The sequence below is a fragment of the Yersinia proxima genome (genome assembly GCF_902170785.1).
Classification (GTDB): domain Bacteria; phylum Pseudomonadota; class Gammaproteobacteria; order Enterobacterales; family Enterobacteriaceae; genus Yersinia; species Yersinia proxima.
The window spans coordinates 91933-117333 of the sequence record NZ_CABHYG010000014.1 but is presented as its reverse complement, the minus strand read 5'-3'; the positions used below and the strand labels follow the sequence as shown (position 1 = coordinate 117333).

The window sequence follows — 25401 nt, the reverse complement described above, 5'->3', positions numbered from 1 at the left end:
CTGGACGATAAATATGAGGAGTATGTATGTACCTTGGCATCGATCTGGGCACCTCCGGCGTTAAAGCCATTCTCCTGGCCGAAAACGGGCAAGTCATTGCCAGCCAAGGTGCAACATTATCCGTCTCCCGCCCACACCCTTTATGGTCTGAGCAAAATCCTGCTGACTGGTGGCAAGCCACTGATCAAGCTATGCAGGGTTTGGCCGCAGGGCATGATTTAACACAGGTAAAAGCGCTGGGATTGACTGGCCAGATGCACGGCGCAACCTTGCTGGATAAACAACATCAGGTGCTGCGACCGGCCATTTTATGGAATGATGGCCGCAGCTTTGCCCAATGTCAGATGCTGGAAAAAGCAGTACCAGAATCCCGCCAGATTACCGGCAACCTGATGATGCCGGGTTTTACCGCACCGAAACTGAAATGGCTGGCAGAACATGAGCCAGAGATTTTCAATCGCATCGATAAGGTATTGTTACCCAAAGATTACCTACGTTTTCTGATCAGTGGTGACTTTGCCAGTGATATGTCAGATGCTGCCGGAACAATGTGGCTTGATGTGTCAAAGCGCGACTGGAGTGATGAGATGTTGGCGGCCTGCGGCCTAAATCGCCAGCATATGCCCGCTCTCTTCGAAGGCAGCCAGATTACCGGCCATGTCAGTGCCAATATTGCGCGTCGCTGGGGCATCAACCCTGTTCCGGTCGTGGCTGGCGGGGGTGATAATGCCGCCGGTGCCATCGGGGTGGGCCTGTATCAAACTGGGCAGGCAATGTTATCGCTGGGGACATCCGGCGTCTATTTTGCCGTCAGTGATGGCTTTCTGAGTAACCCGACCAGCGCCGTGCACAGTTTTTGCCATGCTTTACCCAATACCTGGCACCTGATGTCAGTGATGCTGAGCGCCGCGTCCTGCCTTGATTGGGCATGCCAACTCACCGGCGTCGAGAGTGTCCCTGCGCTGATTAATGAAGTGGAAAATACACCACCAGCCGCCACGCCCGTGTGGTTCCTGCCTTACCTTTCCGGCGAACGAACCCCCCATAACAACCCTAATGCTAAAGGGGCTTTTTGGGGATTTACCCACCAACACGGCCGGGCAGATTTAGCTCGTGCGGTATTGGAAGGAGTAGGATTTGCTTTAGCTGACGGAATGGATGCCCTGCACGCCAGTGGGTTACAGCCCAAATCAGTCACGCTAATTGGTGGTGGCGCGCGCAGCCCTTATTGGCGGCAAATGCTGGCAGATATCAGCGGCCAGACTTTAGAGTATCGGACTGGCGGTGATGTCGGCCCCGCACTCGGCGCGGCCAGGCTGGCCCAAATTGCCCTCAACCCAGATATTCCGTTAGCTGAATTACTGCCTGCATTACCACTGGAACAAACCCACTTACCTCATGCACAGCGCCATCAGGATTACGCTGCCCGTCGCGTTATCTTTAAAAAGCTATATCAACAATTACTGCCATTGTGTGAATGTGAGTAAGCTAAAGCACAAGCCATAAATATATGGGAGTAAAAATCTGGTCCCTTTTACTCCCTATGATGGCCGGATTTGGCATTCCACTTAGCTCGAAACCCGCAGATGATGGAACTCTACCGAAACGGCGGAGGGCCGGATATGACTAACAGCGCATTACTGATAATTGATGTCCAACAATCATTCGAACATAAATCTTTTTGGCAACAACAGGATCTCCCAGCCTTCTCTACGGCACTGAACCAACTCATTGCGGGCTGTAAACAACGCGGAGTAGCACTGGTAGACGTATTTCATGTCGCGCCGGAAGGCCCGTTTTCGCTGGCTTCTGGTTATGTGAAGCCCATGTCATTGGTTTCCCATCACGCCGATGTGACAGTGCAAAAGCGAGTGCATAATGCACTAACTGATTCAGGGCTGGATCAATGGCTGAAGGAGCATCAAATAAGCCACCTGATTATTGCCGGTATGCGCACCGAACAATGCTGTGAAACCACCGCACGCGTGGCATCGGATCTGGGCTATCAGGTCACTTTTGTCACGGAAGCCACATTGACCTTTCCAATGACCCAGTCCAACGGCATTGTTCTGAGCAGTGAGGAATTAAAATTACGCACGGAAACGGTGCTCGTCGACCGGTTTGCGACTATCCATACCGTCGCGCAAGCACTGGCAGCACTGGATTCACCACCATCAGTAGCCGCCACCGAAAAAACCGTCAATTGGCAGCCACAGCCTTATTTTCCTCGGGCTATCACACCTGCGGGAATCAAGAATCTTAACCGCTGGCAATTGAAACGCTATGTGATTCGTTATTCGCAGGCGCAAGGTGCTGCGCCCGATTATGTCCCTGCTTATCAACTCGTCAGCCAGTGGTTACCCTATGATGCTGAAACAGTGGATCGCCCCGGTGTTGGTTTTGTGATTGAACATCAGGGAAAAACATTGAATTACCTGATTGTTGGTTGGTGGGATAACGAAAATGAATTGCGGATGAAAGTCTGGGTGCAGGAACAGGGAATTTGGCGCGCGGCGCGCGATGAATCCTTCTGTGTTTGGGATTTACAGGTAATGGCCTTTGAGCGCGATGCTTTTGTTGATACTTTGCTACAGCACACTCCGGATATTCCGGCTTATATGAATCGTTATCTGACGATAACTGTGGATTAACCATGCAACGAAATGTCTATTTTCTCTTGCTGCCCGGCGTGCTGTCGCTGGATTTAACCGGCCCTGCCGAAACATTACGGCTGGCGGGGTCATTTAACCTTTGTTATATCAGCCCATTACCCGAAGTGATGTCCTCCACCGAGATGATGTTAGGCCAATTGCAGCCGTTACCTGACAGCTTACCGGAAGGCAGCTTACTGGTAGTGCCAGGGGTGAGCGATTCACGTCACTATTTTGCGACAGAAACAGCCGCAATAGCCCGCCGATGGTTACAGCAACAGAAAGCCGCCATTACGCAGCAAAAAACGATATTGGTTTGTGTCTGTTCTGGAGCATTGCTGGCAGCGCAAGCCGGGCTATTGGATGGCTATCAATGCACAACTCATCACCATGTGCTTGAACGGTTACGCCAGCAAGCGCCGGCGGCCCAAACCAAAGAAAACCGTATTTTTGTCGAAGATCGCGGAGTGTATACCAGTGCCGGGATTACCGCCGGTATTGATCTCTCTTTGCATCTGATCAGCCGTTATTGCAGCCCGCAAACTGCACTGGAGGTGGCGCGCGAAATGGTGGTGTATTTTCGCCGCTCAGGTGATGACCCGCAACTTTCACCCTGGTTACGTTACCGCAACCATCTCCACCCGGCAGTACATCGGGCACAGGACGTGATGTCAGCAGAGCCACAAGCGGAGTGGTCACTGCTTCAGGTGGCGCACAAAGCGCATGTCAGCAGCCGCCATTTAACCCGATTATTCCGTGAACATGTCGGGATCAGTGTGCGTGAATATCATGAACAATTGCGGGTCGCGGTAGCTGAAGTCCGCCTGCAAGAAGGATTTAATCTGGAGAAAGCTGCACTGGCAGCCGGATTTTCCTCCGGCCGACAGCTTCGGCGCGCACAACAGCGCGGGCAGGCAGTAGCTAACTGACTAATCGCCGCCGATCAAGGCGTTGCAGCCCCATCGACAATAAAGTGCTTAACGCCAGTGCTAAGACAAAGACATAGAAAATATCCAGCACCGGATAGTCAGTAAAATCATAATGATGGGTGCGGATGAAATGAATAATCAGTGCATGGAAACCATAAATAGCCAACGAATGTCCGGCCAGCCAACTCAACCAGGCAATGGGCTGATTCAGGCAGTTTTTAAACCACACCAGCAGTGATACCGCCGCAACAAAGACCAAGGGGCCGCAGTACATATAGAAGGTATCAGCAAAGCTGCCATTAATTCGCGTCTGTTTCTCCGTTGAGATGGCAATAAATATCACGCTCATGATAAACAATAATGCCGCGCCCCAACTGATAGCTCGCCCTCGCGTCTCAAGCATGCCAATCGCTCGCCCTAGCAGGGCATACAACAAGTAATAGAAAGTATCGCCGTAGATATAGAGATTTATCGGCAGTAACTGAAAACCATCTATTGAATATTTACTGGTCTGTGGGTTAGCCACCACCGCCAGCAACAAAATAGCGACCGCCAGATAGCGGCCTGATACCGGTTTGACATTAATCAGCGGTGAGACCAGGTAAACTACGATAATGGCGTAGAAAAACCACAAATGATAAAACACCGGTTTTTGCAGGATATTTTTCAGCGACGCCCAACCATTGATCGGGGTCAGGGTAGAAATATAGATAAGTGCTATCACGCTGTAAAACAACAGGCATAGCCCGATGCGGGTAAAATGCTTTTGCTGTGCGCTTTTTTCACCAAAAAACAGATAACCGGAGATCATAAAGAATAGGGGCACACAAGCCCGAGAAGCCGAATTCAGCAAATTGGCGATGTCCCAGTTCGCTTCCCCTACTTGCGCCCCGCTGGTGACGTAATAGGTGGTGGCATGGATCATGACCACCATAATGCAGGCAACGGCCCGCAGATTATCAATCCAGCCAATCTTATTGGTCATGCATACTCTCTATCACCGTCATTTATAAAAATGCTTATCTATTTATGTCACCAATAATCAGGCTGCAAACAATAACGTAAATTTGATTTATACCCAAAGTAAATGAAACCCCATCAGGACGAAGGGTAATTGTTGCCATAAAGTTATATTGACGGCAAAATAGCCGTCCTAATGCGCTCTGACTGTAGATCCTGCCTGAGCGCTTCCAGTTTTTTATGTTTACTATTAATAACTTAACCTATGCAAACTTCATTCTCACCCGCGACGCGTTTAGGTCGACGGGCGCTTTTATTTCCCTTGTGCCTGGTATTATTCGAATTTGCCGCCTATATCGCCAACGATATGATTCAGCCCGGTATGCTGGCGGTAGTCGCCGATTTTAATGCCAGTATTGAGTGGGTTCCGACATCAATGACGGCCTATCTGGCTGGCGGGATGTTCCTGCAATGGCTGCTTGGGCCGTTATCAGATCGCCGTGGCCGTCGCCCGGTGATGCTGGTTGGTGTCGCATTCTTCGTGGTGACCTGTCTTGCCATATTATTGGTCACGTCGATTGAACAGTTCATCGCCATGCGCTTCCTGCAAGGGATCGGTTTGTGCTTTATCGGCGCAGTCGGTTACGCCACGATTCAGGAATCCTTTGAAGAAGCGGTCTGTATCAAAATCACCGCACTGATGGCGAATGTGGCATTAATTGCCCCGTTGCTCGGCCCATTGGCGGGTGCCGCCTTGATTCATGTCGCCCCGTGGCAGTTCATGTTTGTGATATTTGCGGCACTCGGCGCAATTTCATTTGTGGGGTTGTGGCGCGCGATGCCAGAAACCGCCTCGCGCCGAGGGGAAAAGCTGTCAGTAGGGGCGATGTGGCACGATTATAAACAAGTGCTGACTAATCGCCGTTTCCTGTGTGGTTCATTGGCATTAGGCTTCGCCAGCTTGCCTCTACTGACCTGGATTGCCCAGTCCCCAGTGATTCTGATCAGCGGTGAGCAACTCTCAACCGTGGAATATGGCATTTTGCAGGTGCCCATTTTCGGTGCACTGATCATCGGCAACCTGACATTAGCGAAATTGAGCGGTAAAACCAGTGTTCCACAGCTTATCCGCTATGGTGCCGGCCCGATGATTATTGGCCTAATGATTGCTGCTGGCTCGACCCTCTATTCATCCCATGCTTATTTGTGGATGACGGCCGGGTTAAGCCTCTATGCCTTTGGTATTGGCCTGGCGAATGCCGGTTTAGTGCGACTGACGCTGTTCTCCAGCGATATCAGTAAAGGGACAGTGTCAGCTGCCATGGGGATGATCAGTATGATGGTCTTCACCTTGGGGATTGAATTTGCCAAAGTAGCCTATCTGTGGGGAAACAGCGGTATTTTCAATCTGTTCAATCTCATCAGCGGCTTGCTGTGGCTGGGCTTGGTGATGATTTTTATTCGCCGCCAGCCGGATTCATTGGCTGCGGAGTAAATTTGCAAGAGGCGTGTCACTTTAATATCTATTAAACAGACTTATTACACACCTCGCTCAGATGCTCAATTCGCAGAAGAAAACAGCCCGCTGTCGCGCAATAAATGGTCATTACCCCGACGGCGAGTGAAGCCGCTGCGGTCAAAGAATTCAAGGATTTGAATTGCCAGCTTACGGCCAATACCTAACCGGTCACGAAAATCTGCTGCGCTGGCGCTGCCTTGACTGGCATCCAATTCACGAATCAAAGCAGCAAACTGCTCAATACGTTGGCTCAGATAGTAGCGGTCAGGAACAATTGCCGTGATGTAGCCCAGTTGTGCCGCTTTACGTAGCAAGCTGCGCATTTCACTTTCATCCATTGCCAATTCCGCTGCTAAATCACGAACCCACCACGGATCGTCAGAGAAATAGGGGGCAACCTGTTGCCATCGTGCTTGTTCTTGCTCGGTAAATCCCAATCCATGATCAGGCAGATGCAGCCAGCCACGGGTATTTTTTAGCGCACCTTGTGTCAGCAGATTATCAATCAAACGAAACACCAATGCTTCATCCAATGTCGGCAGTGCCATGCGGCGCAAGCGCGCCCGCCCTAATCCTAACTGATCACTATGCTGCTGATGGTAGAGACATAAAACATGCAATAAGGTTTGTTGAGCTTGCTGAGCATGAGGGCTGGACAGAGCAATATCACCGGCTACCACACAATCCGTACCTGCCAGCAATGCTGCCATATCATGGCTGCTAAGCTGACGCGCCCAACTGAATTTATGCAGAGAAATTGGCCCTTGTGCCAAATGCAACTCCAGCACCTCAGGATCGCTCTTCGCTTGCGCTAACGCGGTTAACCACGCCAAAAATGCCGGTTGCCGTTTTCCCCGTTTTGGCACCGCCAGATGAATAACACGCGCCCCACCCAATGTCTTTTTCGCGGCAATATCTCGCAGAATCAGACGATCATTCTCAGCCAACCACAGGGGGTTATCCAACAGTAGTTCGGCCAGTATCAATTGGGATTGTTCGCCCTCCGGTTGAGGGGAGTTAAGCAGTGAAAAGCGCCCGGTAATATGACTGGCGGCATGATGCAAATGCAGCGGTTGCCAGTGCTGTATGGGTTCATCTGCATCGACGACGACCAGCACTCTATCAACGGGTTCCGCTGGCTGTTGGGCTAATAGCCAGTCACCACGATTGATCTGTTGCTTACTAATATCGCCGGAAATATTCAGGGCAATGCGCTGGCCAGCCTGTGCATGCTGGGTATCCTGGTTTTGAGCGTGTATACCTCGCACCCGTACTGAGCAATCGCTGCCCGTGAGCCATAAGGTATCACCCACCGCCACTTTGCCTGCTAACGCCGTTCCCGTAACCACTAAACCTGCGCCTTTCACACTGAATGCGCGGTCGATAGCCAGACGAAACCGCCGTGATAGCCGGTGACTATTTTCATCTTGCTGCTGGCATTGCGCCAGATGCTCGCGCAATTCACTGATGCCCAGATCGGCCGTAGCCGCAGTGACAAACAGAGTAACTTGCTCGATTCCCCAGCCTTGCGCTAACAACTCAGCCATCACTTGCTGGCGTACTTGCGCAATACGTTCATCATCCACTCTATCGGATTTAGTCAGCGCCACCGTCAATGTTGGGCGGCCCGTCAGCCGCAGGATGGCCAGATGCTCGCGGGTTTGTGCCATCACGCCATCATCACAGGCCACCACCAGCAAAGCATGGTCGATACCACCGACGCCAGCCAACATATTGGCAAGAAATTTCTCATGTCCGGGGACATCAATAAACCCAATAATGCTGCCATCTGATTGCGGCCAGTAGGCATAACCCAAATCAATAGTCATCCCGCGCTGCTTTTCTTCCGGCAAGCGGTCAGCATTAACCCCGGTAATCGCCTGTAACAGCGTGGTTTTACCGTGATCGACATGACCCGCGGTTGCAATAATCATGGTGCCAACTCCCTGAGCAACGCTGCCTCATCCTCCAAACAGCGCAAATCCAACCATAAACGCCCATCAGCCACACGGCCAATGATGGGTTTAACCAATCCACGCCAGCGCGCCGTCAGTGCTTCCAACGCGCTTCCGCTGCCATCTTTAGGGGTAAATGTTACCGCCCAACTGGGTAACCGATCGACCGGTAATGAGCCACTGCCAATCTGCGACCAGCATGGCTCTACCGCCAGCGTAAACTCAGCGCCATAGCAGCTATTTAAGGCGGCCAGCACCCGCTGCGCACTCTCGGCAATATCTTGCGCCGGACGCGTTAGCAGCCGCATTGTCGGTAACAATTCGGTCAAACGATCGGGTTGCTGATAGAGGCGCAAGGTCGCATCCAGTGCAGCCAGAGTCATTTTATCGGCCCGAAGCGCCCGTTTGAGCGGATGTTGCTGCAATTGGTCAATCCACTGTTTTTTGCCGAGAATGATCCCTGCCTGCGGGCCGCCGAGCAACTTATCCCCTGAAAATGTCACCAAATCGACGCCCGCTGCAATTAACTGCTGCGGCATCGGTTCCGCCGGTAAGCCGTAGCGGGTCATATCCACCAGCGAACCACTGCCCAGATCGGTTGCGGTCGGAATCGCAAATTCATGCCCCAACGCAGCCAGTTGCTGCTCCGCCACCGAGGCCGTAAAGCCCTCAATACTGTAATTGCTGGTATGCACTTTCATCAGCAAACCAGTATGTTCGCTAATGGCCTGACGGTAATCTTTCAGATGAGTGCGGTTGGTGGTGCCGACTTCAACCAGCTCGCAACCGGCCTGACGCATCACATCCGGGATACGAAAAGCGCCGCCAATTTCCACCAATTCACCCCGAGAAACTACCACCTGTTTCCCGGCAGCCATGACAGTCAGCATCAAAAATACCGCAGCAGCATTATTATTAACGATGCAGGCATCTTCCGCTCCAGTCAGTTCGCAGAGTAAATCGGCTACCGCGCGATCACGATGACCGCGACCTGCGCCACTCAGGGAATATTCGAGAGTAACCGCGCCGCGCATGGCATCAGTTACCGCAGCAATAGCGGATTCCGCTAAAGGTGCTCGTCCTAGATTGGTGTGTAAAACGGTGCCGGAGAGGTTAAAAACGGGTTTTAATGCGGGTTGACGTTGGTTCAGTCGATGACGTAAAGCCGCAGGCCAGTCCGCACACCAATCAGCCAATGTATGGAACTGACGGATATATTCACGGGCTTCAGCCTGCATCAAACGCAGGTTTTCAGTTAGCAAGGCTGCGCCATATTCATCCAGCAAAGGAGCCATTTCTGGCGCTCGCAGCAAGCTGTCTATGGCGGGTAACTGACTGTAAAGATGATGGGGTTCTGCGCTCATAGCCACTCAAATCAGGGTAATAAGGAAAAGTTATTCCCCGGGAAACAAAAAGGGATTAATACTGCTACGGGCAAACCCTTCGCCTTCCATCTTGGCATCAAGAATCAGCGAAGCCAAATCATCTGCCACCGCTTCTACCAGCGGATCTTTTTCCTGATATAAGATTTTCAGGTAAGTGCCACAATCACCACAACTTTCCGCTTTCACGGCGGCTAATTCGGTGTCTAGCGACCAGTAGTTCAAATCACGGGTCTGCTCGCAATTACTGCATTTAATCCGCACCACATGCCACTCGCTTTCACACAAGTTGCAGTGCAAATAACGTAAACCGTTTTGCGTACCGATATGTACCACACTGGAAACCGGAATACTGCCGCACACCGGGCAGAATTGGCGATGTTCACCATATTCGGCCCGCGCTTTGCCAGGAATTTGACTCGCCATCTGCGCCCAATACAAGGATAGCGCAGCCCAGATAAAGGGCGCTTTTTCGCTGCCAATCTGTGCAAACTCGCGATTTAACAGTGCATCTGCGTACAATTCCAACTCATGTACTGATGCCTTATCCAGATTATCCAGCACCGCCACGATATGGTCGGGGGCATCATGGCGTAACTCGGCAATCAAGGCTGATAACAGCTTGCGCCAGTGATCTGTGCGCGGAAAAACACTCAAATCTAGCGGCGGTTTACCACTGGCCGCAGATTGTGCCAACTCAGCCTGCATATCCAACACCAGCGGGTGATCATGCAGCGCTTTTTGCTGCGCTTGGGTAATTTTGGCAGCAAAATCCAGATAGTCAGCCAGTGGATTATCCAACGCTAACTGCTGTAAACGTTCGGTGCGCCGGGTATACAGGCTTTTTAAATTCGCGAAAAGTAACGGCGGGATATTCCCCGCCGTTGTACCTTTTTCGCTCTGTTTACCTAATTGATCTTTAGGGACAATGCGAATACTCATCAGGGTTTCTCTTCCTGTTTGTTCTGAAGCTGCCTTTTGGCATTGACCTCGCGATACCAACGCGGATGGTGCTTTTTAGCCCATGCTGCGGGTACCCAACCTTCTACCATCGCGGTAATGGTGCCTTTCACCCACAGGGCGGCATAAATATGCACCATAATCACGATAATCAATCCTACCGCGGCCAACGAATGCACCAACAGCGCCAGACGAATCAGTGGGATCGGGAAAGAGGGCGCAAAGTAAGGCCGCCAAATCACCACGCCACTGGCCAGCAATAACACCAGGCTGATAATAGCAGCCCAGAATACGCATTTCTGACCAAAATTATAGCGCCCCGTGTCACCCACTTCCTCATTCATGGCAATTTTATGGATATTTTTAGCCCACTCCAGGTCTTCCTTGTTGATCAAGTTATGTTTCCAGTAACGGAAAAACATGATGAGGAAGGCAGCGAACATAATCACCCCGGCGAAGGGATGAAGGATGCGCGCCAACTGCGGCGTACCAAAAATATTCATCAACCAATTAAATGATGGGAAGAAGAATCCCAGACCACTGATAGCAGCTAATATAAAACAAAAAGCCACTATCCAGTGGTTGATTCGTTCCGGCGCACTGTAGCGCTGGATACGCTTTTCTTTTCTCATTTCCGCGTCTCCCCGTCGTCTGAGTGTTCAGCGGTGGTAGGCTCAGGAGCCTTGGATGCGGTATCGGAAGGCGCGGAATGCGGTTTATCGTCTTCCTCCTCTTCTTCTTCAACCCGATTCGGGCCGACACCCACGTAGTGGAAGATACTGGCGGCAAAGGTCGCGGCAAAGCCAATCGCGGCCAGTGGTTTCCAGATGCCTTTCCAGAAAGTGACCGTCGGGCTGATGGTCGGGTTCTCCGGCAAACCATGATAAAGCTGAGGTTTATCCGCATGATGCAGCACATACATCACATGGGTGCCCCCAACACCCGCTGGGTCATATAACCCGGCGTTATCAAAGCCGCGCGTTTTCAGCTCGCTAACCCGGCCTGCGGCCACTTCTTTCATCGCTTCTTTAGTACCAAAGTGAATCGCCCCGGTCGGGCAGGTTTTCACACAGGCAGGTTCCTGACCCACACCGACGCGATCGACGCACAGAGTACATTTGTATACCCGATTGTCGTCTTTGTTCATGCGCGGGACATCAAACGGGCAACCAGCGATGCAGTAACCACAACCGATACAGTGTTCTGACTGGAAGTCGACAATACCATTCGCATACTGAATGATAGCGCCTTCTGACGGACAGGCTTTCAAACAGCCCGGATCAGCACAATGCATGCAGCCATCCTTACGGATCAGCCACTCCAGCTTGCCGCTCTCTTCGTCTTCAACTTCAGAAAAACGCATTACCGTCCATGACTTGGCAGTCAAATCGGCGGGGTTATCGTACACCCCGACGTTATGGCCCACTTCATCACGAATGTCGTTCCACTCCGAACAGGCCACCTGACAGGCTTTGCAGCCGATACAGGTGGTGACGTCGATAAGTTTGGCCACCTCTTGCTGGTGGTTACGATCCTGTGGCGGCGGCGTAAGGGAATTGGTGCCAGAGCGCCGGATAATGTCTTGAGTTTGCAGTGACATAGGTTCTCTCCGTTACACCTTTTCCACGTTGACCAGGAACGCCTTAAACTCTGGCGTTTGCGTATTAGCATCACCGACAAACGGTGTCAGGGTATTGGCAATAAAGCCTTTTTTCGCTACCCCTTCGTAACCCCAGTGGATCGGGATACCAATAGTGTCAACTTCCTGCCCATGAACATTCAGCGTACGAATACGTTTGGTCACCACTGCCTTGGCTTTGATGTAGCCGCGGTTGGAGCTGACTTTCACGGTATCGCCCTGCTTAATGCCCTTTTTCGCCGCCAGTTTTTCGCCAATTTCCACAAACTGTTCTGGCTGAGCGATAGCATTGAGCAGCGCATGCTTAGTCCAGTAGTGGAAATGTTCTGTCAGACGATAAGTGGTGCCGACATACGGGAACTGCTCATGAGAACCCATTGCAGCCAGGTCATCTTTAAAGACGCGCGCAGCTGGGTTGGATATCACATTCGGATGCAGTGGGTTGGTGCCCAGCGGCGTTTCGAATGGCTCATAGTGTTCCGGGAATGGCCCTTCTGCCATTTTGTCGATAGCAAACAGACGCCCCATGCCTTCAGGCTGCATAATGAACGGCCCGACATCACTACCCGGCGCGGCAGCGCTGTAATCTGGAATATCGACACCGCCCCATTTGGCACCATCCCACTCCAGTAACTGGCGTTTCGGATCCCAAGGTTTACCCTGTGGATCAGCGGATGCGCGGTTGTACAGAATGCGGCGGTTAAGCGGCCATGCCCATGCCCAGCCCAGCGTATTGCCAAGACCTGATGGATCAGCATTATCGCGCCGTGCCATCTGGTTACCAGCTGGTGTCCAGCTACCGGCAAAGATCCAACAGCCACTGGCGGTGGTGCCGTCATCGCGCAGGTGAGCAAAGGTGCTGAGCTGTTCGCCTTTTTTGACCAGAACTTTGCCATCGGCATCGGTAATATCGGCCAGCGCTTTACCATTGCTTTCTTGTGCCACTTCTTCTGGCTCTGGATTATCTGGCGTCAGATAATCCCAAGTCATATTGAGCACCTGTTCTGGCACTGCACCACCTTCGCGGCGGTACATATCACGCAGACGACTAAAGATACCGGCCAAAATAGCGCCATCGTTCAATGCTTCACCCGGCGCATCAGCGCCTTTCCAGTGCCATTGCAGCCAGCGGCTGGAGTTAACGATAGAACCGTTTTCTTCAGCGAAACAACTGGATGGCAAACGGAATACCTCGGTTTGAATTTTCGATGGATCGACATCGTTAAATTCACCGTGGTTTTGCCAGAAATTCGCGGTTTCAGTATTGAGCGGGTCAATAGTCACCAGGAATTTCAGTTTCGACAGTGAGGCCACTACTTTGTTTTTGTTCGGGAACGAGGCGACCGGGTTAAAGCCCTGGCAAATATAGCCATTCACTTTGCCCTGCGACATCATCTCGAAATACTGCAAGACGTCGTAGCCTTTATCCCACTTAGGTAACCAGTCGTAGCCCCAGCCGTTCTCTTTCTGGGCTTTATCACCGTAGAAACTTTTCATCAGGCTGACGAAGAATTTCGGGTAATTGCTCCAGTAGTTAACCTGGCCCGGCAACAGGGTTTTCGGGGTATTGGCCTTCAGGTACGTATCAATATCCGGTTGCTTTTCTGACGGCAAGTTCAGGTAGCCAGGCAAACTTTGTGACAGCAAGCCCAGGTCAGTTAAGCCCTGAATATTAGAGTGACCACGCAAGGCGTTAATACCGCCCCCGGCCATCCCCATATTGCCCAGCAGCAACTGGATCATCGCCATAGTACGGATGTTCTGCGCACCAACCGAGTGCTGTGTCCAGCCCAACGCATACAGGAACGTGGCAGTTTTATTGGACGCACTGGTTTCGGCGAGATATTCGCAAACCTGCAAGAAATCTTCTTTTGGCGTACCGCAGATGTTGGAAACCACCTCTGGCGTGTAACGGCTGACGTGTTCTTTCAGCAAGTTCCACACACAGCGCGGGTCTTGTAATGTGACATCGCGTTTGGCAAAGCCGTTTTCATCCAACTGGTAGTTCCAGGTGGTCTTATCGTATTTACGGTTTTCGGCGTCATAACCACTGAATAAACCCTCATCAAAGGTATAGTCTTCCCGCACCAGCAAGCTGGCGTTGGTATAAGCCTCAACGTATTCGCGGTTAATTTTGTTGTTGGTCATCAGATACAACAACACGCCGGACAGGAACGCAATATCGCTACCGGAACGGATTGGCGTGTAGAAATCAGCCACCGAAGCAGTACGGGTAAAGCGTGGGTCTATCACCAGCAACTTGGCATTGTTGTGGATTTTGGCTTCCATCGCCCAGCGGAACCCCACCGGATGCGCTTCTGCCGCATTACCGCCCATGACGATAATTAAGTCTGCGTTCTTGATGTCAACCCAGTGGTTGGTCATCGCACCGCGACCAAATGTTGGAGCAAGACTTGCTACCGTTGGTCCGTGTCAGACACGTGCTTGGTTGTCTACGGCAAGCATGCCGAGAGCGCGACTAAATTTCTGGGTCAGATAACCCGTCTCATTACTGGATGCAGAAGCACACAGCATACCGGTACTCAGCCAACGGTTGACGGTCACGCCCGCATCGTTGGTCTTAATGAAATTAGCGTCCCGGTCTTCTTTCATCAGCTTGGCAATGCGGTCAAATGCATCATTCCAAGTGATTCGCTGCCATTTGTCTGAACCTGGCGCGCGATATTCTGGGTATTTCAAGCGGCTTTCGCTGTGAATAAAATCCACCAGCCCCGCACCTTTAGGGCACAGCGCACCACGGTTGACCGGATGATCCGGGTCCCCTTCAATGTGGAAAATACTCTCTTTGGCGTTTTTAGCACCATCGCCGAGGCTATACATCAAAAGCCCGCAACCGACGGAGCAGTATGTGCAGGTATTCCGCGTTTCACGGGCGCGCAGCAACTTATAATTGCGCGTTTCCGCCAGCGCCACCGACGGCGTAAAGCCGAGTGCCGCGACCGTGGTTCCTGCCATACCGCCAGCGCAGATCTTAAAGAACTGCCTTCTGCTGACCTGCATGGGTCTCTCCTTCATCTCACGATTGTCACAATGTTTTTACCCTTTATACTTCGAACTACATGTGCGTTGGCTGCCCTAACCCACCCGAATCACTTACTTGAGTAAGCTCATCGGGACTCATTCGCTTGCCGCCTTCCTGTAACTCGAATTATTTTGGGTATGAATTTAAAATTCAGTTCGCGCTTCCCTCAACAAAACCAGAAGCGCTAAAATCGCTGACGCGATATCACCTTTATCGGTGTGGGATACATTCCTATATAAATGGAATTATACCCATACCATTCTTAATGTGAATGTTACCACATTGTGATTATGGGTTATAACTTTCAGGGCCGCATAGTGAGCCAGATCAAACCTTCAGATATTGACCTCGCCACCGAAATTTGCGGTGCCAGGCAACTTAACGTGCTACAGCGCCATCAAATGGCAGAACCGCAATTGGATTGGCTGGCAGAAGAAGTGCCGGTAGCTCTGGTATACAACGGCATTTCTCATGTGGTGATGATGGCGACCCCTAAGGATTTAGAGGCTTTCGCGCTGGGGTTTTCGTTGTCAGAAGGCATTATTACCGCGCCACAAGAAATCTATGCCATTGATGTCACGCCCAGCTGTAATGGCATAGAGGTGAATATTGAACTCTCCAGCCGCCGTTTTGCCGGTTTAAAAGAACGCCGCCGAGCGATGGCTGGCCGCACTGGGTGTGGAGTTTGTGGTATCGAACAACTGGACGATATTTTCCGCCCAATCGCCGCCTTACCATTCACACAAACCTTTGACCTTAACCATTTAGACCGCGCACTCACACAGCTCAAACAAGTGCAAACAGTGGGTCAACTGACCGGTTGTACCCATGCTGCCGCCTGGATTAATCCTCAAGGCGAATTATTAGGTGGCTGTGAAGATGTGGGTCGTCATGTGGCGCTGGATAAGCTGCTTGGGATTCGAGCTAAACAGCCATGGCAGCAAGGCGCGGTGCTGGTTTCCAGCCGCGCCAGTTATGAGATGGTGCAGAAAGCGGCTATGTGTGGAGCCGAGATTTTATTTGCTGTTTCAGCTGCAACAACCTTAGCAGTTGAAGTCGCCGAGCGTTGTAATCTCACCTTGGTTGGCTTCAGTAAACCCGGCCGGGCAACAGTGTATACCCACCCAAATCGGATTCAGGAATAGAAAGACCACACAATAAGTACGGCATTGATAATCATTTTCAATATCATTTAATTAACTATAATGATCCGAATGCTTACGCGGTGCTTACTTTTTTTGTGCCGCCCTACACCTACGGAGACGATGATTATGAGTTACTCACTGCCATCCCTGCCTTATGCTTATGACGCCCTGGAACCACACTTCGATAAGCAGACGATGGAAATCCATCACACCAAACACCACCAAACCTATGTTAACAATGCAAACACGGTGTTGGAGAGCTTCCCTGAGCTGGCTAAATTCAGTGTTGAAGATCTGATCAAAGATCTCGACAAAGTTCCTGCTGAAAAACGCACCTTTATGCGTAATAACGCCGGCGGTCACGCTAACCACAGCCTGTTCTGGAAAGGCCTGAAACTGGGCACCACTCTGACCGGTGACCTGAAAGCCGCTATCGAACGCGACTTCGGCAGCGTTGACAGCTTCAAAGAAAAATTTGAACAAGCTGCGGCAACGCGTTTCGGTTCAGGCTGGGCCTGGCTGGTATTGAAAGATGACGGCAAACTGGCTGTTGTTTCGACTGCTAACCAAGACAGCCCGCTGATGGGTGAAGCTGTTTCTGGCGCATCAGGTTTCCCGATTGTGGGCCTGGATGTGTGGGAACATGCTTACTACCTGAAATTCCAAAACCGCCGCCCAGACTACATCAAAGCATTCTGGAACGTGGTTAACTGGGACGAAGCAGCCGCACGTTTCGCTCAGGCTAAGTAACGAAAACAGCTATACCACATAGCTTCAAGTTCGAAAGATATATGCCAGCAAGGTTCTCTTGCTGGCATTTTTTATTGCTATTTGCTGGCATTTTTATTGTTAAAGTTTAGCCAATTCCTGCCGATAGAATGTACAAGAAGGTCACTGGTATTCATGGAAGAAATCTATGAATGTAGAAGTCATTACGTTTGGGGAAAGCACTCTTGCCAAGGCTGCCCCACATACCGCCAGTTCCCCGAAATCCTCTAATAATTAGACCTCCCCAAACTCACCTACGCTGATTGATTTGCAGCAAAAACACCGCATAACGGAGAAGAACATGGCAGCATTTAGCAAAGTTTTTGGTAACTTTGAAAACGTGAAAGTCGGTAAAAAACTGGGATTAAGTTTTTTCCTGATGTTGTTGTTGGTTGGGATCATCGCTGGTACTACCGCATATCATTTCTCCGTCATTGAAGAACATGCTTATAAAGTCGATTTGAGTTACAAAATTAATGATGAGGCTAATCAGGCCAAATATAACCGTGCGTTATATGAACGTACCTATGATCTGAAATATATTAAAGAAAACTCTCAACATATCAATAATATAAAAAACCTATTAACTCAAAGTGAAAGTCTTAGCTGGTCGGAAGATAACCGCAAAACAATCAGTAGCATTGCCGATGTGGTAGACGAATATCTGCAACAACAAAGCAATTTTGTTAATGCGGTGGCTCATAAGGACGATGTACGCAAAAGTTGGAATATCTCTGAAACTCAGAAGAACCTCAATGAGTTACAGCAAAGTTTTCTTAATGAGGGTGCTGATACCAACACCCAGATTCTGCTGGCGGAAATGAACCAAAAGTTAATGACCGTGCGCTATAACGCGCGAGGTTTATTACTGGATCGCAACCAGGATGCAGAGTCTTCATTGATTACCTCAATCAATATTGCCAACAGCGCGGCGAATGCTTTTATGCCAGTGCTATCAGCCGATCAGCAAAAACTATTAGCTCCGGTCATTTCCAGTCTCAGTGCCTATAAAGAAAACGTATTAGCCTATTTACCTGCATATCAGCAAGAGCTGGAAGTGGGTAAAGTGATGGAAGAGAATGCCAATGAATTAAATAAGTTGGCAACGCATTTGTTCACTCAAGAACTGCAAGGCACTCATGATGAAATCAATAATGCGCAATTGCAGCTAGCTATAGCAGCTATTGCGGCCCTGATATTGGGTTTACTGATTTCATGGCGCATGACTCGCCAGATTACTGTGCCACTGCGCACCACGTTGGCGATGGCCGAGCGCATTGCCACCGGTGATTTAACCGCAGCGACCACCTCTAATCGTACTGATGAACTGGGCCTGCTGATGAATGCCGTCGCCCGAATGAATGAAAACCTGCGTGCCATGATTGACGAAATTCGCATTGGCGTCAGCCAGGTGTCTCATGCCTCAGGCGAGATTGCCGCTGGCAATACTGACTTATCATCCCGAACAGAGCAACAAGCCGCTGCGGTAGAAGAAACTGCCGCCAGTATGGAGCAGTTGAATGCCACGGTTAAACAGAATGCTGACAATGCCCACCATGCTAATCAGCTAGCGACGGAAGCATCGCAAACCGCGCAACAAGGTGGCAAGCTGGTTAACGATGTCGTGCGCACCATGAACGATATTTCTGGCAGTTCTAAACGCATTTCTGAAATCACCTCGGTAATTAACAGTATTGCTTTCCAAACCAATATTCTGGCGCTGAATGCCGCCGTTGAAGCAGCGCGCGCCGGTGAGCAAGGTCGTGGTTTTGCTGTGGTCGCGAGCGAAGTGCGTAATCTGGCACAACGCAGTGCACAGGCAGCAAAAGAAATTGAAGGGTTGATTGGAGAGTCGGTGTCTCAAGTCAATGCCGGTACATCGTTAGTACAAAATGCGGGTCAAACTATGGAAGATATTGTCCGCTCAGTAACCCATGTGCGCGATATCATGGCAGAAATTGCCTCTGCCTCAGATGAACAAAGCCGGGGCATCACCCAGGTCAGTCAGGCTATCTCGGAAATGGACAGCACGACTCAACAGAACGCCGCATTGGTGGAGGAGTCTGCCGCTGCCGCTGATTCACTGGCAGAACAAGCGATCTTGCTGGCACAAGCTGTTGCCGTGTTCCGCCTGTCCGGAGCAGAAACTGAATCTGTTCAAAGCGAAACCACCACGCCACGGGCAACCACTCCACGCCCAGCGCCAGAGACAAACCGCAGCCAGCAGCAGGATAACTGGGAAACCTTCTGATTCTGCGTTAAACCATGGAGCCCTGCCGTCAGGCAGGGTATTCTGAGTCTCCCTTCTGAACGCAGACAAGGAGAGCAGATGAAATATCCACAGGTTTATATCGGTAAAATCGAGCCTTACAGCGGCAGTTCCCCAAGTGCCATTGGCAAACGTCAGGTGCAGGGCAGCATTATGCTCACCTCTCTGGGTCTGGAAGGGGATGAACAAGCCGAAACTCGCTTTCACGGCGGCCCGGATCGGGCGTTATGCCACTACCCACGCGAGCATTACGCTCACTGGAGACAACAATTCCCTGAACAGGCTGAGTTTTTTTCCGCTCCAGCTTACGGCGAGAACATATCGACCCTCGGCATGACTGAACAAAATGTCTATATGGGGGATATTTACCGCTGGGGTGAAACACTCATTCAGGTGACACAACCGCGCTCACCTTGCTACAAACTCAACTTCCATTTTTCTATCGAAGATATGTCGGCGCTGATGCAGCAAACCGGCTACTGCGGTTGGTTGTATCGTGTAATTTCACCCGGAAAAGTCAGCGACGGTCATCCACTGGAGCTATTAGCGCGCACCAGTGATATCAGTGTATCGGAGGCCATTGCTATTGCCTGGCATATGCCGTTTGACGAAGAACAGTATCGCCGCTTGTTGTCAGTATCTGGATTATCCGCCAGTTGGAGCAAAACCATGCTGACCCGTATTTCGCAGGGAAAGATAGAAGACTTTAATCGGCGGTTACGCGGCTCTTGATCGATTAATTATCAAACGATAAAAATATGCTATTGCCAAGGATGGCAAATTATCTGAAAGACCTTACTAAAAAGAATTAATTAAATTGGCTATTGAAATTAGCCCCCTGAATATATGACTCCATAGTATTAAACTGTTTGTATTAGAAATAGTGGCTATTGAGTCCAATCTTCAATTCGTAGTTTTTTGACTCGTTCAAACTCTCTAATATTATTAGTTACTAATATTGCTCCAGCAGAAACTGCATGCCCGGCTATTGCGGCATCATTTCCGCCAATTGGTGTCCCTTGCTTTGCCAGCTCAACTTTAATATTAGTCGTAGCATCAACAGCTGCAGCATCCCACGGCAAAATAGCATCTAACCTTTTTACAAATTCATCAACTAAATAATTATGCTTTGGCGATGCTTTTTTACCTATAGCACCAAAACGCATTTCTGAGTATGTAATTGCTGAAACAACTATTTTATTCTGACGCTCAATACACTGTTGTAATTTTATAATTAATTCCGCTGGCCGTTCCCGCATAATAAAAGAACAGATATTCGTATCAAGCATATATACTTTTTTGATCATAACTCGAAGCGTCCTTCTTCGATAACATCCTGTCTTTCGACAAGAAAATCATCATCTGCTTTATCTTCATCCATGAATGATACCCATGTCGGGCGTATGGGGCGTAAAATAATACTATCACCGTCTTTAAGTATTTCCAGCTCGGTGGCACCCTCAAAGTCCATATCTTTTGGCAAACGAATTGCTCGATTCTGCCCATTTTTGAAAATAGATACAGTTCTCATATTTTTGCTCCAGATGCTTGTGTCATTAAAAACACTAGCATATGCTAAGCATATGTCAAGGGTAACATCAAAGTTAGAAACAAACCGAGCGGCAGCCATGCCACCCACTCGGTTATTTCGAAAGTCGCAATCAGAACGCTTTTTTGGCGTAACCAGTCACTTCTTTCAGGCCCATCTCGCGGCCTAATGCGGTCATTGGGTGAACCACCACAATACCGCGCACTGCTTTCTTCAAAGTGCCCATATCAGCCTGTTCTTTTTTGGTGATGGCACGACTGAAGGGCAGTTTAGCCAGCTTCTGGGCTTCAGCACTCAGGTTTTTAACCCTGACTTCTTTCAAGCGTTGAATTTCAGCCGCCAGTTTCTCTTTTTCTTTCATATGCTGTGCGATTAAATCCACATTACCCTGCTGAATAACAGTTGGATCTTTGTGATTCAGCGCATCCAGCATATCGCTTAGACGTTTGATTTCTGCATGTTCTTTCATAGTATTGGCCCGTACATGCCGCTAATGGGCACGATATTTCGCTAAAGTTGGAGATAGGATAGCACTGATTGTGCATCAAGATGGATAGTGTATCAGGATGCATCTCTTTCGGCAGCAGCCTCCTGAACCGGCTGCCACTGCATTCCGGCCGGCAAACCACTCATTTCACATGCGACCGCCCCCAATCGCTCCAACGCCCCGGTATAACGGCTATTAAATGGATAACAGCAGGATAGGCGAAATGCATGACGATAGCGGCCACTGGGTGAATAAAGTGTCCCCGGCGTCAGGCAAATCTGCTCTTGCAGCAATTGATGGAACAGCGCCACGGTATCGATGCTATCAGGGAATTCGACCCAAAAAACAAATCCGCCAGCGGGTTGTGTCACTGTGGTTCCACGCGGGAAGTTGCGGGTTATCAGTTGTTGGGCTTGCTGTACTTGCTGCGCATAACGGCGGCGCAAGCTACGCAGATGGTGGTCATAGCCGCCAGACTCAAGGAACAATGCCAGAGTCTCCGACAACAGCATCGGCTCCGCCATCGACGATACCGCTTTTAGTTTGTGCAATGCTTCGGCGAAGCGCCCGCCATCAATCCAACCGATACGGAAATCCGGTGCCAGCGTTTTGGTAAAACTGGAGCAAAACAGCACCCAGCCATCACGATCAAAGGCTTTAACTGCCGGAGATAACGTCGAGCCAAATTGAATTTCAGCATACAAACCATCTTCAATTAATGGCACCTGGTGATCGTTCATCAGCTGTGCCAATCGTTTTTTGGCGGCGAGTGGCATGGTATAACCCAAAGGGTTCTGCACCGTCGGCATAGCAATTAATGCATTCAGTCGCCCTTCTTCAAGCAATAACTCGAGTACATCCAATGAGATACCTTGTTGCGGATCAGTTGGAATCTCCACCGCTTTCAACCCGAGGCTTGCCAGCAATGGCATCAGATAGAAATAGGTCGGTGATTCCAGCCCGACACAATCCCCGGTTTTGGTGGTCACCCGTAGCGCCAATTGCAGCGCCTCCATGCACCCATGCGTAATGGTGATATCAGCCGGATCAGCCAACATTCCCAAGGTCATGGCGCGGCGAGCGATTTGCTGTCGCAGGCGCTGGCTGCCGGGTGGCAAAGAATATTGACTGATTAATTGCGGCTCGCGGCGTAACAAAGAAGCCATGATGCGACCCAACCTGGCGCTGGGATAGAAATCACCTGTCTGCGGGCAGGCCAGTGAGATATTGGTAAAGCGCGGATTTTGCTGGGCGGCAAAGACGGTATCAATCAAATCCAGCACTTCGTCCACCGGTTTCCCGACCGTGGCCGTTGGCACCACTGCGGTTGACGGGCTACAGACATAAAAACCCGACTGCGGGCGCGCTTCAATCAGGCCGCGGTCTTCCAACGTGCGATACGCAGCCACTACCGTATTGATACTGACCTGATGGCTCTGCGCGTAGCCCCGCACCGAGGGCAGTCGGCTACCGGCCAGGAGACTGCCATTTTTAATGGCTTGCGCCAGATTGTCAGCCACTTGTAAGTAGCGAATTTCGTTCATAACAAGGGACATGGTGACAGTTCTCCACAGGATCAATGGGTACAGTTTAGTATCATTCAAACTGTACCCATAACAATAGATAACTTCTGCGTCTGACGCCATCACGGATTGATCTTTATGCTGAATCTCTTGATAACCTTAATAGGATCTCCCCCCATGTTGGACAGTGCTTTCATCAGTTACGTCACCGTGATGTCGATAACTCCAGGCCCGAATAACCTATTGTTAGCCGCTTCTGGCGTTAATTTTGGCTTACGCCGAACTTTCCCGATGATGTTGGGGATTACCTTTGGTTGCGCGCTGCAATGCGCATTAATGACCACGCTATTGGCATTTATCCTTAGTTGGGTGGGGGTTGTCCGTCTGCCTTTGGTGACATTAGGCGGTGGCTATTTACTGTGGCTCTCGTGGAAGATTTTTAATTCCGGCACCCCCAATGCCAGGGATAGTGAGCAACCTATGGGCTTTATTCAGGGGGCATTATTTCAGGCCATAAATCCAAAAGCCTGGTTGATGGCAATGAATGTCGCCATCTTATTCACCCCTCGCGAAGGGGCGACGCTCAACCATACCCTGCTGATTATGACCGGCTTTGCATTGTTAAATCTGCCCTGCGTCGCTGTTTGGGCAGTGATGGGGGATCAATTGCGCCATGCGCTGCGCGTCAATTGGAAGCTGCGGTTATTTAATGGTGTGATGGGTGGTTTGATGGCAATAACAGCATTATGGCTGTTGGTCGAAGAATGGCTCAGTGTTTTGAATCATTAAACATGACCAAGCGGTGAGAGTTTGGAGACTTGTTTTTGACTGATGCGGGAGAGTAATTCAGTAATTGATAGCACCATAGTGGAACGCACCATTTGCTGATAACGCTGGCGTTGCATGGCAATCAGCGAAGCATCAGCTTCATCTGGGCGTAAGAATGTTGGTACTGGTGGCAGCTCAGCAACACAATGCAATTCACCAAATGGCCCGAGGATTTCGTCATCGGTAAAGCGATACTCGGTGCCATCATGGTTTAGCTCTTCACGCAGCGCCATTAACAGCTCAGCATCTTCATATTCATGCCGGGTGATGACGCCCAAAGCATAAACCAACTTCAATCGTACTGATAACTCACCCAACGGCCCATCCCCGACCAGCAATGGCTCCACGGCATATTTCACCGCATAGTCATCTTTACGAAAAACCTGCACCACGAGAATATTTAACGCTTCTGCCAATAATTCGACAGCAGCCATCAAGAAACTCCGAACGGTCTTCCCCGCGTTCAGATGTTCAAGTACCCGATTCTCAAATGCCTGTGTTTTTTCAATCATCGCTGGTCACTGGGGTGGTTAATGAGTATCCGTCCAACGGGTTTGGATAGCCGGCCAATACAACAACCGGCTCATCTGAGCACTGAGCATCAGTGTGTCAGCTTACCCTGCATGGCGTTATACACACTCACCGCCTGTTCCACAACCTCGCTATCAGCTGGCAGTCCGGAAATTTGAGCAAGCGTGGCTTTCGGCCCTAATTTAGCCAGTAATTCAACCAGTTCCTGCGCTTGCGGGTCTTGTTCACTGCGATAACTCATCGCGGCAGCAATGCCGGTCACCAGATTATTATGTGGTAACTGATATTCCAAAGTCCCCAACAGCGGTTTGATCAAACGGTCACCGGCACTCAGTTTACGCAGTGGCTGACGGCCAACACGCTCAACATCATCGTGCAGATAAGGGTTTTCAAAACGGGAGAGAATTTTTTCGATATAAGCAGCGTGTTTCTGTGGATCAAACGCATAGCGCTTAATCAGCACCGCACCGCTCTCTTCCATCGCACCTTTAACTGTCTGACGTACTGCGGGATCAAGAATGGCATCACGAATGGTTTGGTGACCGGCAAGCTGGCCCAAATAAGCGGTAATAGCGTGCCCGGTGTTCAAAGTGAAGAGTTTACGCTCCACAAAGGCCATCAGATTGTCAGTCAATTCCATACCCGCGATTTGCGGTGGCTGCCCTTTAAACTGGGTGCCATCAACAATCCACTCGCTGAATGTTTCTACTGTCACGGCCAGAATATCGGTACTGCCTGCTTCTGATGGCGGCACAATACGGTCTACCGCAGAATCAACAAACCCAACATGTTGCTCAACCCATGCCTGCTCACTTTCTGGCAAGGCAGCAAAAACATGCTGTTTCAACTGGCTGGTGCCACGCACCATATTCTCACAAGCAATAATATTCAGTGGGCGGGTATTACCTTGTTGATGACGGGCGACCAACCCTTGCGCCACGGTGCCTGCGATGCGGGCCAAAATTTGTGGGCCAACCGCAGTAGTGACAATATCCGCTTGTGCTATCAGTTCCACCACTTCCGGGCTACCACTGTTCACTGCGCTAACATTTTTCACTTCTTCAACACGCGCTTGCTCGCCCACCACATTAACCTGATAACTCTTACGCTGATTCAGCTCATCCAATAGCGGCTGATTAACATCTGCGAAAGTGAGTTGTGCACCGGCATCAGCAAGCAGTTTACCAATGAAGCCCCGGCCAATATTACCTGCGCCAAAATGTAATGCTTTCATGTTTTTTACCTTTTGCTGTATAGGGCCGT

22 protein-coding genes are annotated in these 25401 nt (G+C 50.3%); 9 read left to right on the top strand and 13 right to left on the bottom strand.

Annotated features, from left to right (window positions below):
* Positions 1-26: 26 nt before the first annotated feature.
* The 3 genes from xylB to FTB31_RS12280 all read left to right on the top strand — a co-directional run bounded on the left by xylB (position 27) and on the right by FTB31_RS12280 (position 3580).
* Positions 27-1487, top strand: a complete 1461-nt coding sequence (gene xylB, locus FTB31_RS12290) for a xylulokinase (protein WP_227726526.1) — start codon at positions 27-29, stop codon at positions 1485-1487.
* A gap of 135 nt (positions 1488-1622) precedes the next feature.
* Positions 1623-2651, top strand: coding sequence for an isochorismatase family protein (locus FTB31_RS12285; protein WP_227720120.1), 1029 nt, complete (start codon positions 1623-1625; stop codon positions 2649-2651).
* A gap of 2 nt (positions 2652-2653) precedes the next feature.
* Positions 2654-3580, top strand: a complete 927-nt coding sequence (locus FTB31_RS12280) for a GlxA family transcriptional regulator (protein ID WP_077294987.1) — start codon at positions 2654-2656, stop codon at positions 3578-3580.
* Here FTB31_RS12280 and FTB31_RS12275 read toward each other — a convergent pair.
* Positions 3573-4565 carry an acyltransferase gene (locus FTB31_RS12275; RefSeq protein ID WP_077294989.1) on the bottom strand — a complete coding sequence of 331 codons (993 nt, stop codon included), beginning with the start codon at positions 4563-4565 and terminating at the stop codon, positions 3573-3575. The two genes, FTB31_RS12280 and FTB31_RS12275, sit on opposite strands and share 8 nt — an antisense overlap.
* 240 nt (positions 4566-4805) lie before the next feature.
* Between FTB31_RS12275 and FTB31_RS12270 the strand changes: the two genes are divergently transcribed.
* Positions 4806-6035: an MFS transporter gene (locus FTB31_RS12270; protein ID WP_050076570.1), complete on the top strand. Its 1230-nt coding sequence runs from the start codon at positions 4806-4808 to the stop codon at positions 6033-6035.
* Positions 6036-6100: 65 nt separating this feature from the next.
* Here FTB31_RS12270 and selB read toward each other — a convergent pair whose 3' ends face one another.
* From selB to fdnG, 6 genes are read right to left on the bottom strand one after another with little or no spacing between them, the layout of a single operon-like run.
* Positions 6101-7993 (bottom strand): selenocysteine-specific translation elongation factor, encoded by a 1893-nt coding sequence (gene selB / locus FTB31_RS12265; protein ID WP_227731416.1) that lies wholly within the window; start codon positions 7991-7993, stop codon positions 6101-6103.
* The gene (gene selA / locus FTB31_RS12260; RefSeq protein ID WP_227726531.1) at positions 7990-9378 is read right to left on the bottom strand and encodes an L-seryl-tRNA(Sec) selenium transferase; all 1389 of its coding nucleotides are present in this window, start codon (positions 9376-9378) and stop codon (positions 7990-7992) included. Before selA ends, selB begins: the two co-directional genes overlap by 4 nt.
* Before the next feature lie 30 nt (positions 9379-9408).
* A complete protein-coding gene (gene fdhE / locus FTB31_RS12255; RefSeq protein ID WP_050137816.1) occupies positions 9409-10338 on the bottom strand; it encodes a formate dehydrogenase accessory protein FdhE in 930 nt (309 codons plus the stop codon).
* Positions 10338-10988, bottom strand: a complete 651-nt coding sequence (gene fdoI / locus FTB31_RS12250; RefSeq protein WP_005161937.1) for a formate dehydrogenase cytochrome b556 subunit — start codon at positions 10986-10988, stop codon at positions 10338-10340. Before fdoI ends, fdhE begins: the two co-directional genes overlap by 1 nt.
* Complete coding sequence (fdxH, locus tag FTB31_RS12245; RefSeq protein WP_050076567.1) at positions 10985-11956, bottom strand: formate dehydrogenase subunit beta; 972 nt, start codon at positions 11954-11956, stop codon at positions 10985-10987. The genes fdoI and fdxH overlap by 4 nt, the downstream gene beginning before the upstream one ends.
* A 12-nt stretch (positions 11957-11968) precedes the next feature.
* The gene (gene fdnG / locus FTB31_RS12240; RefSeq protein WP_139343706.1) at positions 11969-15016 is read right to left on the bottom strand and encodes a formate dehydrogenase-N subunit alpha; all 3048 of its coding nucleotides are present in this window, start codon (positions 15014-15016) and stop codon (positions 11969-11971) included.
* Between the two features lie 312 nt (positions 15017-15328).
* Between fdnG and fdhD the strand changes: the two genes are divergently transcribed.
* The 4 genes from fdhD to yiiM all read left to right on the top strand — a co-directional run bounded on the left by fdhD (position 15329) and on the right by yiiM (position 19952).
* A complete protein-coding gene (gene fdhD / locus FTB31_RS12235) occupies positions 15329-16183 on the top strand; it encodes a formate dehydrogenase accessory sulfurtransferase FdhD (protein ID WP_175631721.1) in 855 nt (284 codons plus the stop codon).
* A gap of 126 nt (positions 16184-16309) precedes the next feature.
* Complete coding sequence (gene sodA, locus FTB31_RS12230) at positions 16310-16933, top strand: superoxide dismutase [Mn] (RefSeq protein ID WP_013650637.1); 624 nt, start codon at positions 16310-16312, stop codon at positions 16931-16933.
* A gap of 319 nt (positions 16934-17252) precedes the next feature.
* Positions 17253-19202 carry a methyl-accepting chemotaxis protein gene (locus FTB31_RS12225; RefSeq protein ID WP_227720115.1) on the top strand — a complete coding sequence of 650 codons (1950 nt, stop codon included), beginning with the start codon at positions 17253-17255 and terminating at the stop codon, positions 19200-19202.
* Between the two features lie 78 nt (positions 19203-19280).
* A complete protein-coding gene (gene yiiM, locus FTB31_RS12220) occupies positions 19281-19952 on the top strand; it encodes a 6-hydroxyaminopurine reductase (protein ID WP_227728959.1) in 672 nt (223 codons plus the stop codon).
* Positions 19953-20107: 155 nt separating this feature from the next.
* On the opposite strand, the gene FTB31_RS12215 is transcribed toward yiiM, so the two are convergent.
* The 4 genes from FTB31_RS12215 to FTB31_RS12200 all read right to left on the bottom strand — a co-directional run bounded on the left by FTB31_RS12215 (position 20108) and on the right by FTB31_RS12200 (position 22812).
* Positions 20108-20527: a type II toxin-antitoxin system VapC family toxin gene (locus FTB31_RS12215; RefSeq protein WP_227728958.1), complete on the bottom strand. Its 420-nt coding sequence runs from the start codon at positions 20525-20527 to the stop codon at positions 20108-20110.
* Positions 20524-20751, bottom strand: a complete 228-nt coding sequence (vapB, locus tag FTB31_RS12210) for a type II toxin-antitoxin system VapB family antitoxin (RefSeq protein WP_077295000.1) — start codon at positions 20749-20751, stop codon at positions 20524-20526. The genes FTB31_RS12215 and vapB overlap by 4 nt, the downstream gene beginning before the upstream one ends.
* 130 nt (positions 20752-20881) lie before the next feature.
* A complete protein-coding gene (locus FTB31_RS12205) occupies positions 20882-21238 on the bottom strand; it encodes a YibL family ribosome-associated protein (protein ID WP_005161962.1) in 357 nt (118 codons plus the stop codon).
* A 92-nt stretch (positions 21239-21330) separates the two neighbouring features.
* Complete coding sequence (locus FTB31_RS12200) at positions 21331-22812, bottom strand: aminotransferase-like domain-containing protein (RefSeq protein WP_227731415.1); 1482 nt, start codon at positions 22810-22812, stop codon at positions 21331-21333.
* Between the two features lie 144 nt (positions 22813-22956).
* On the opposite strand from FTB31_RS12200, the gene FTB31_RS12195 reads away from it, so the two are divergent.
* Entirely contained in the window at positions 22957-23568 is a 612-nt protein-coding gene (locus FTB31_RS12195) for a LysE family translocator (protein ID WP_050076557.1), read from the top strand.
* Here FTB31_RS12195 and FTB31_RS12190 read toward each other — a convergent pair.
* Together FTB31_RS12190 and FTB31_RS12185 are read right to left on the bottom strand one after the other, a co-directional pair.
* Positions 23565-24119: an MltR family transcriptional regulator gene (locus FTB31_RS12190; RefSeq protein ID WP_005161972.1), complete on the bottom strand. Its 555-nt coding sequence runs from the start codon at positions 24117-24119 to the stop codon at positions 23565-23567. The genes FTB31_RS12195 and FTB31_RS12190 overlap by 4 nt on opposite strands.
* An 89-nt stretch (positions 24120-24208) precedes the next feature.
* Positions 24209-25372 carry a mannitol-1-phosphate 5-dehydrogenase gene (locus tag FTB31_RS12185; protein ID WP_050076556.1) on the bottom strand — a complete coding sequence of 388 codons (1164 nt, stop codon included), beginning with the start codon at positions 25370-25372 and terminating at the stop codon, positions 24209-24211.
* Positions 25373-25401: the final 29 nt, after the last annotated feature.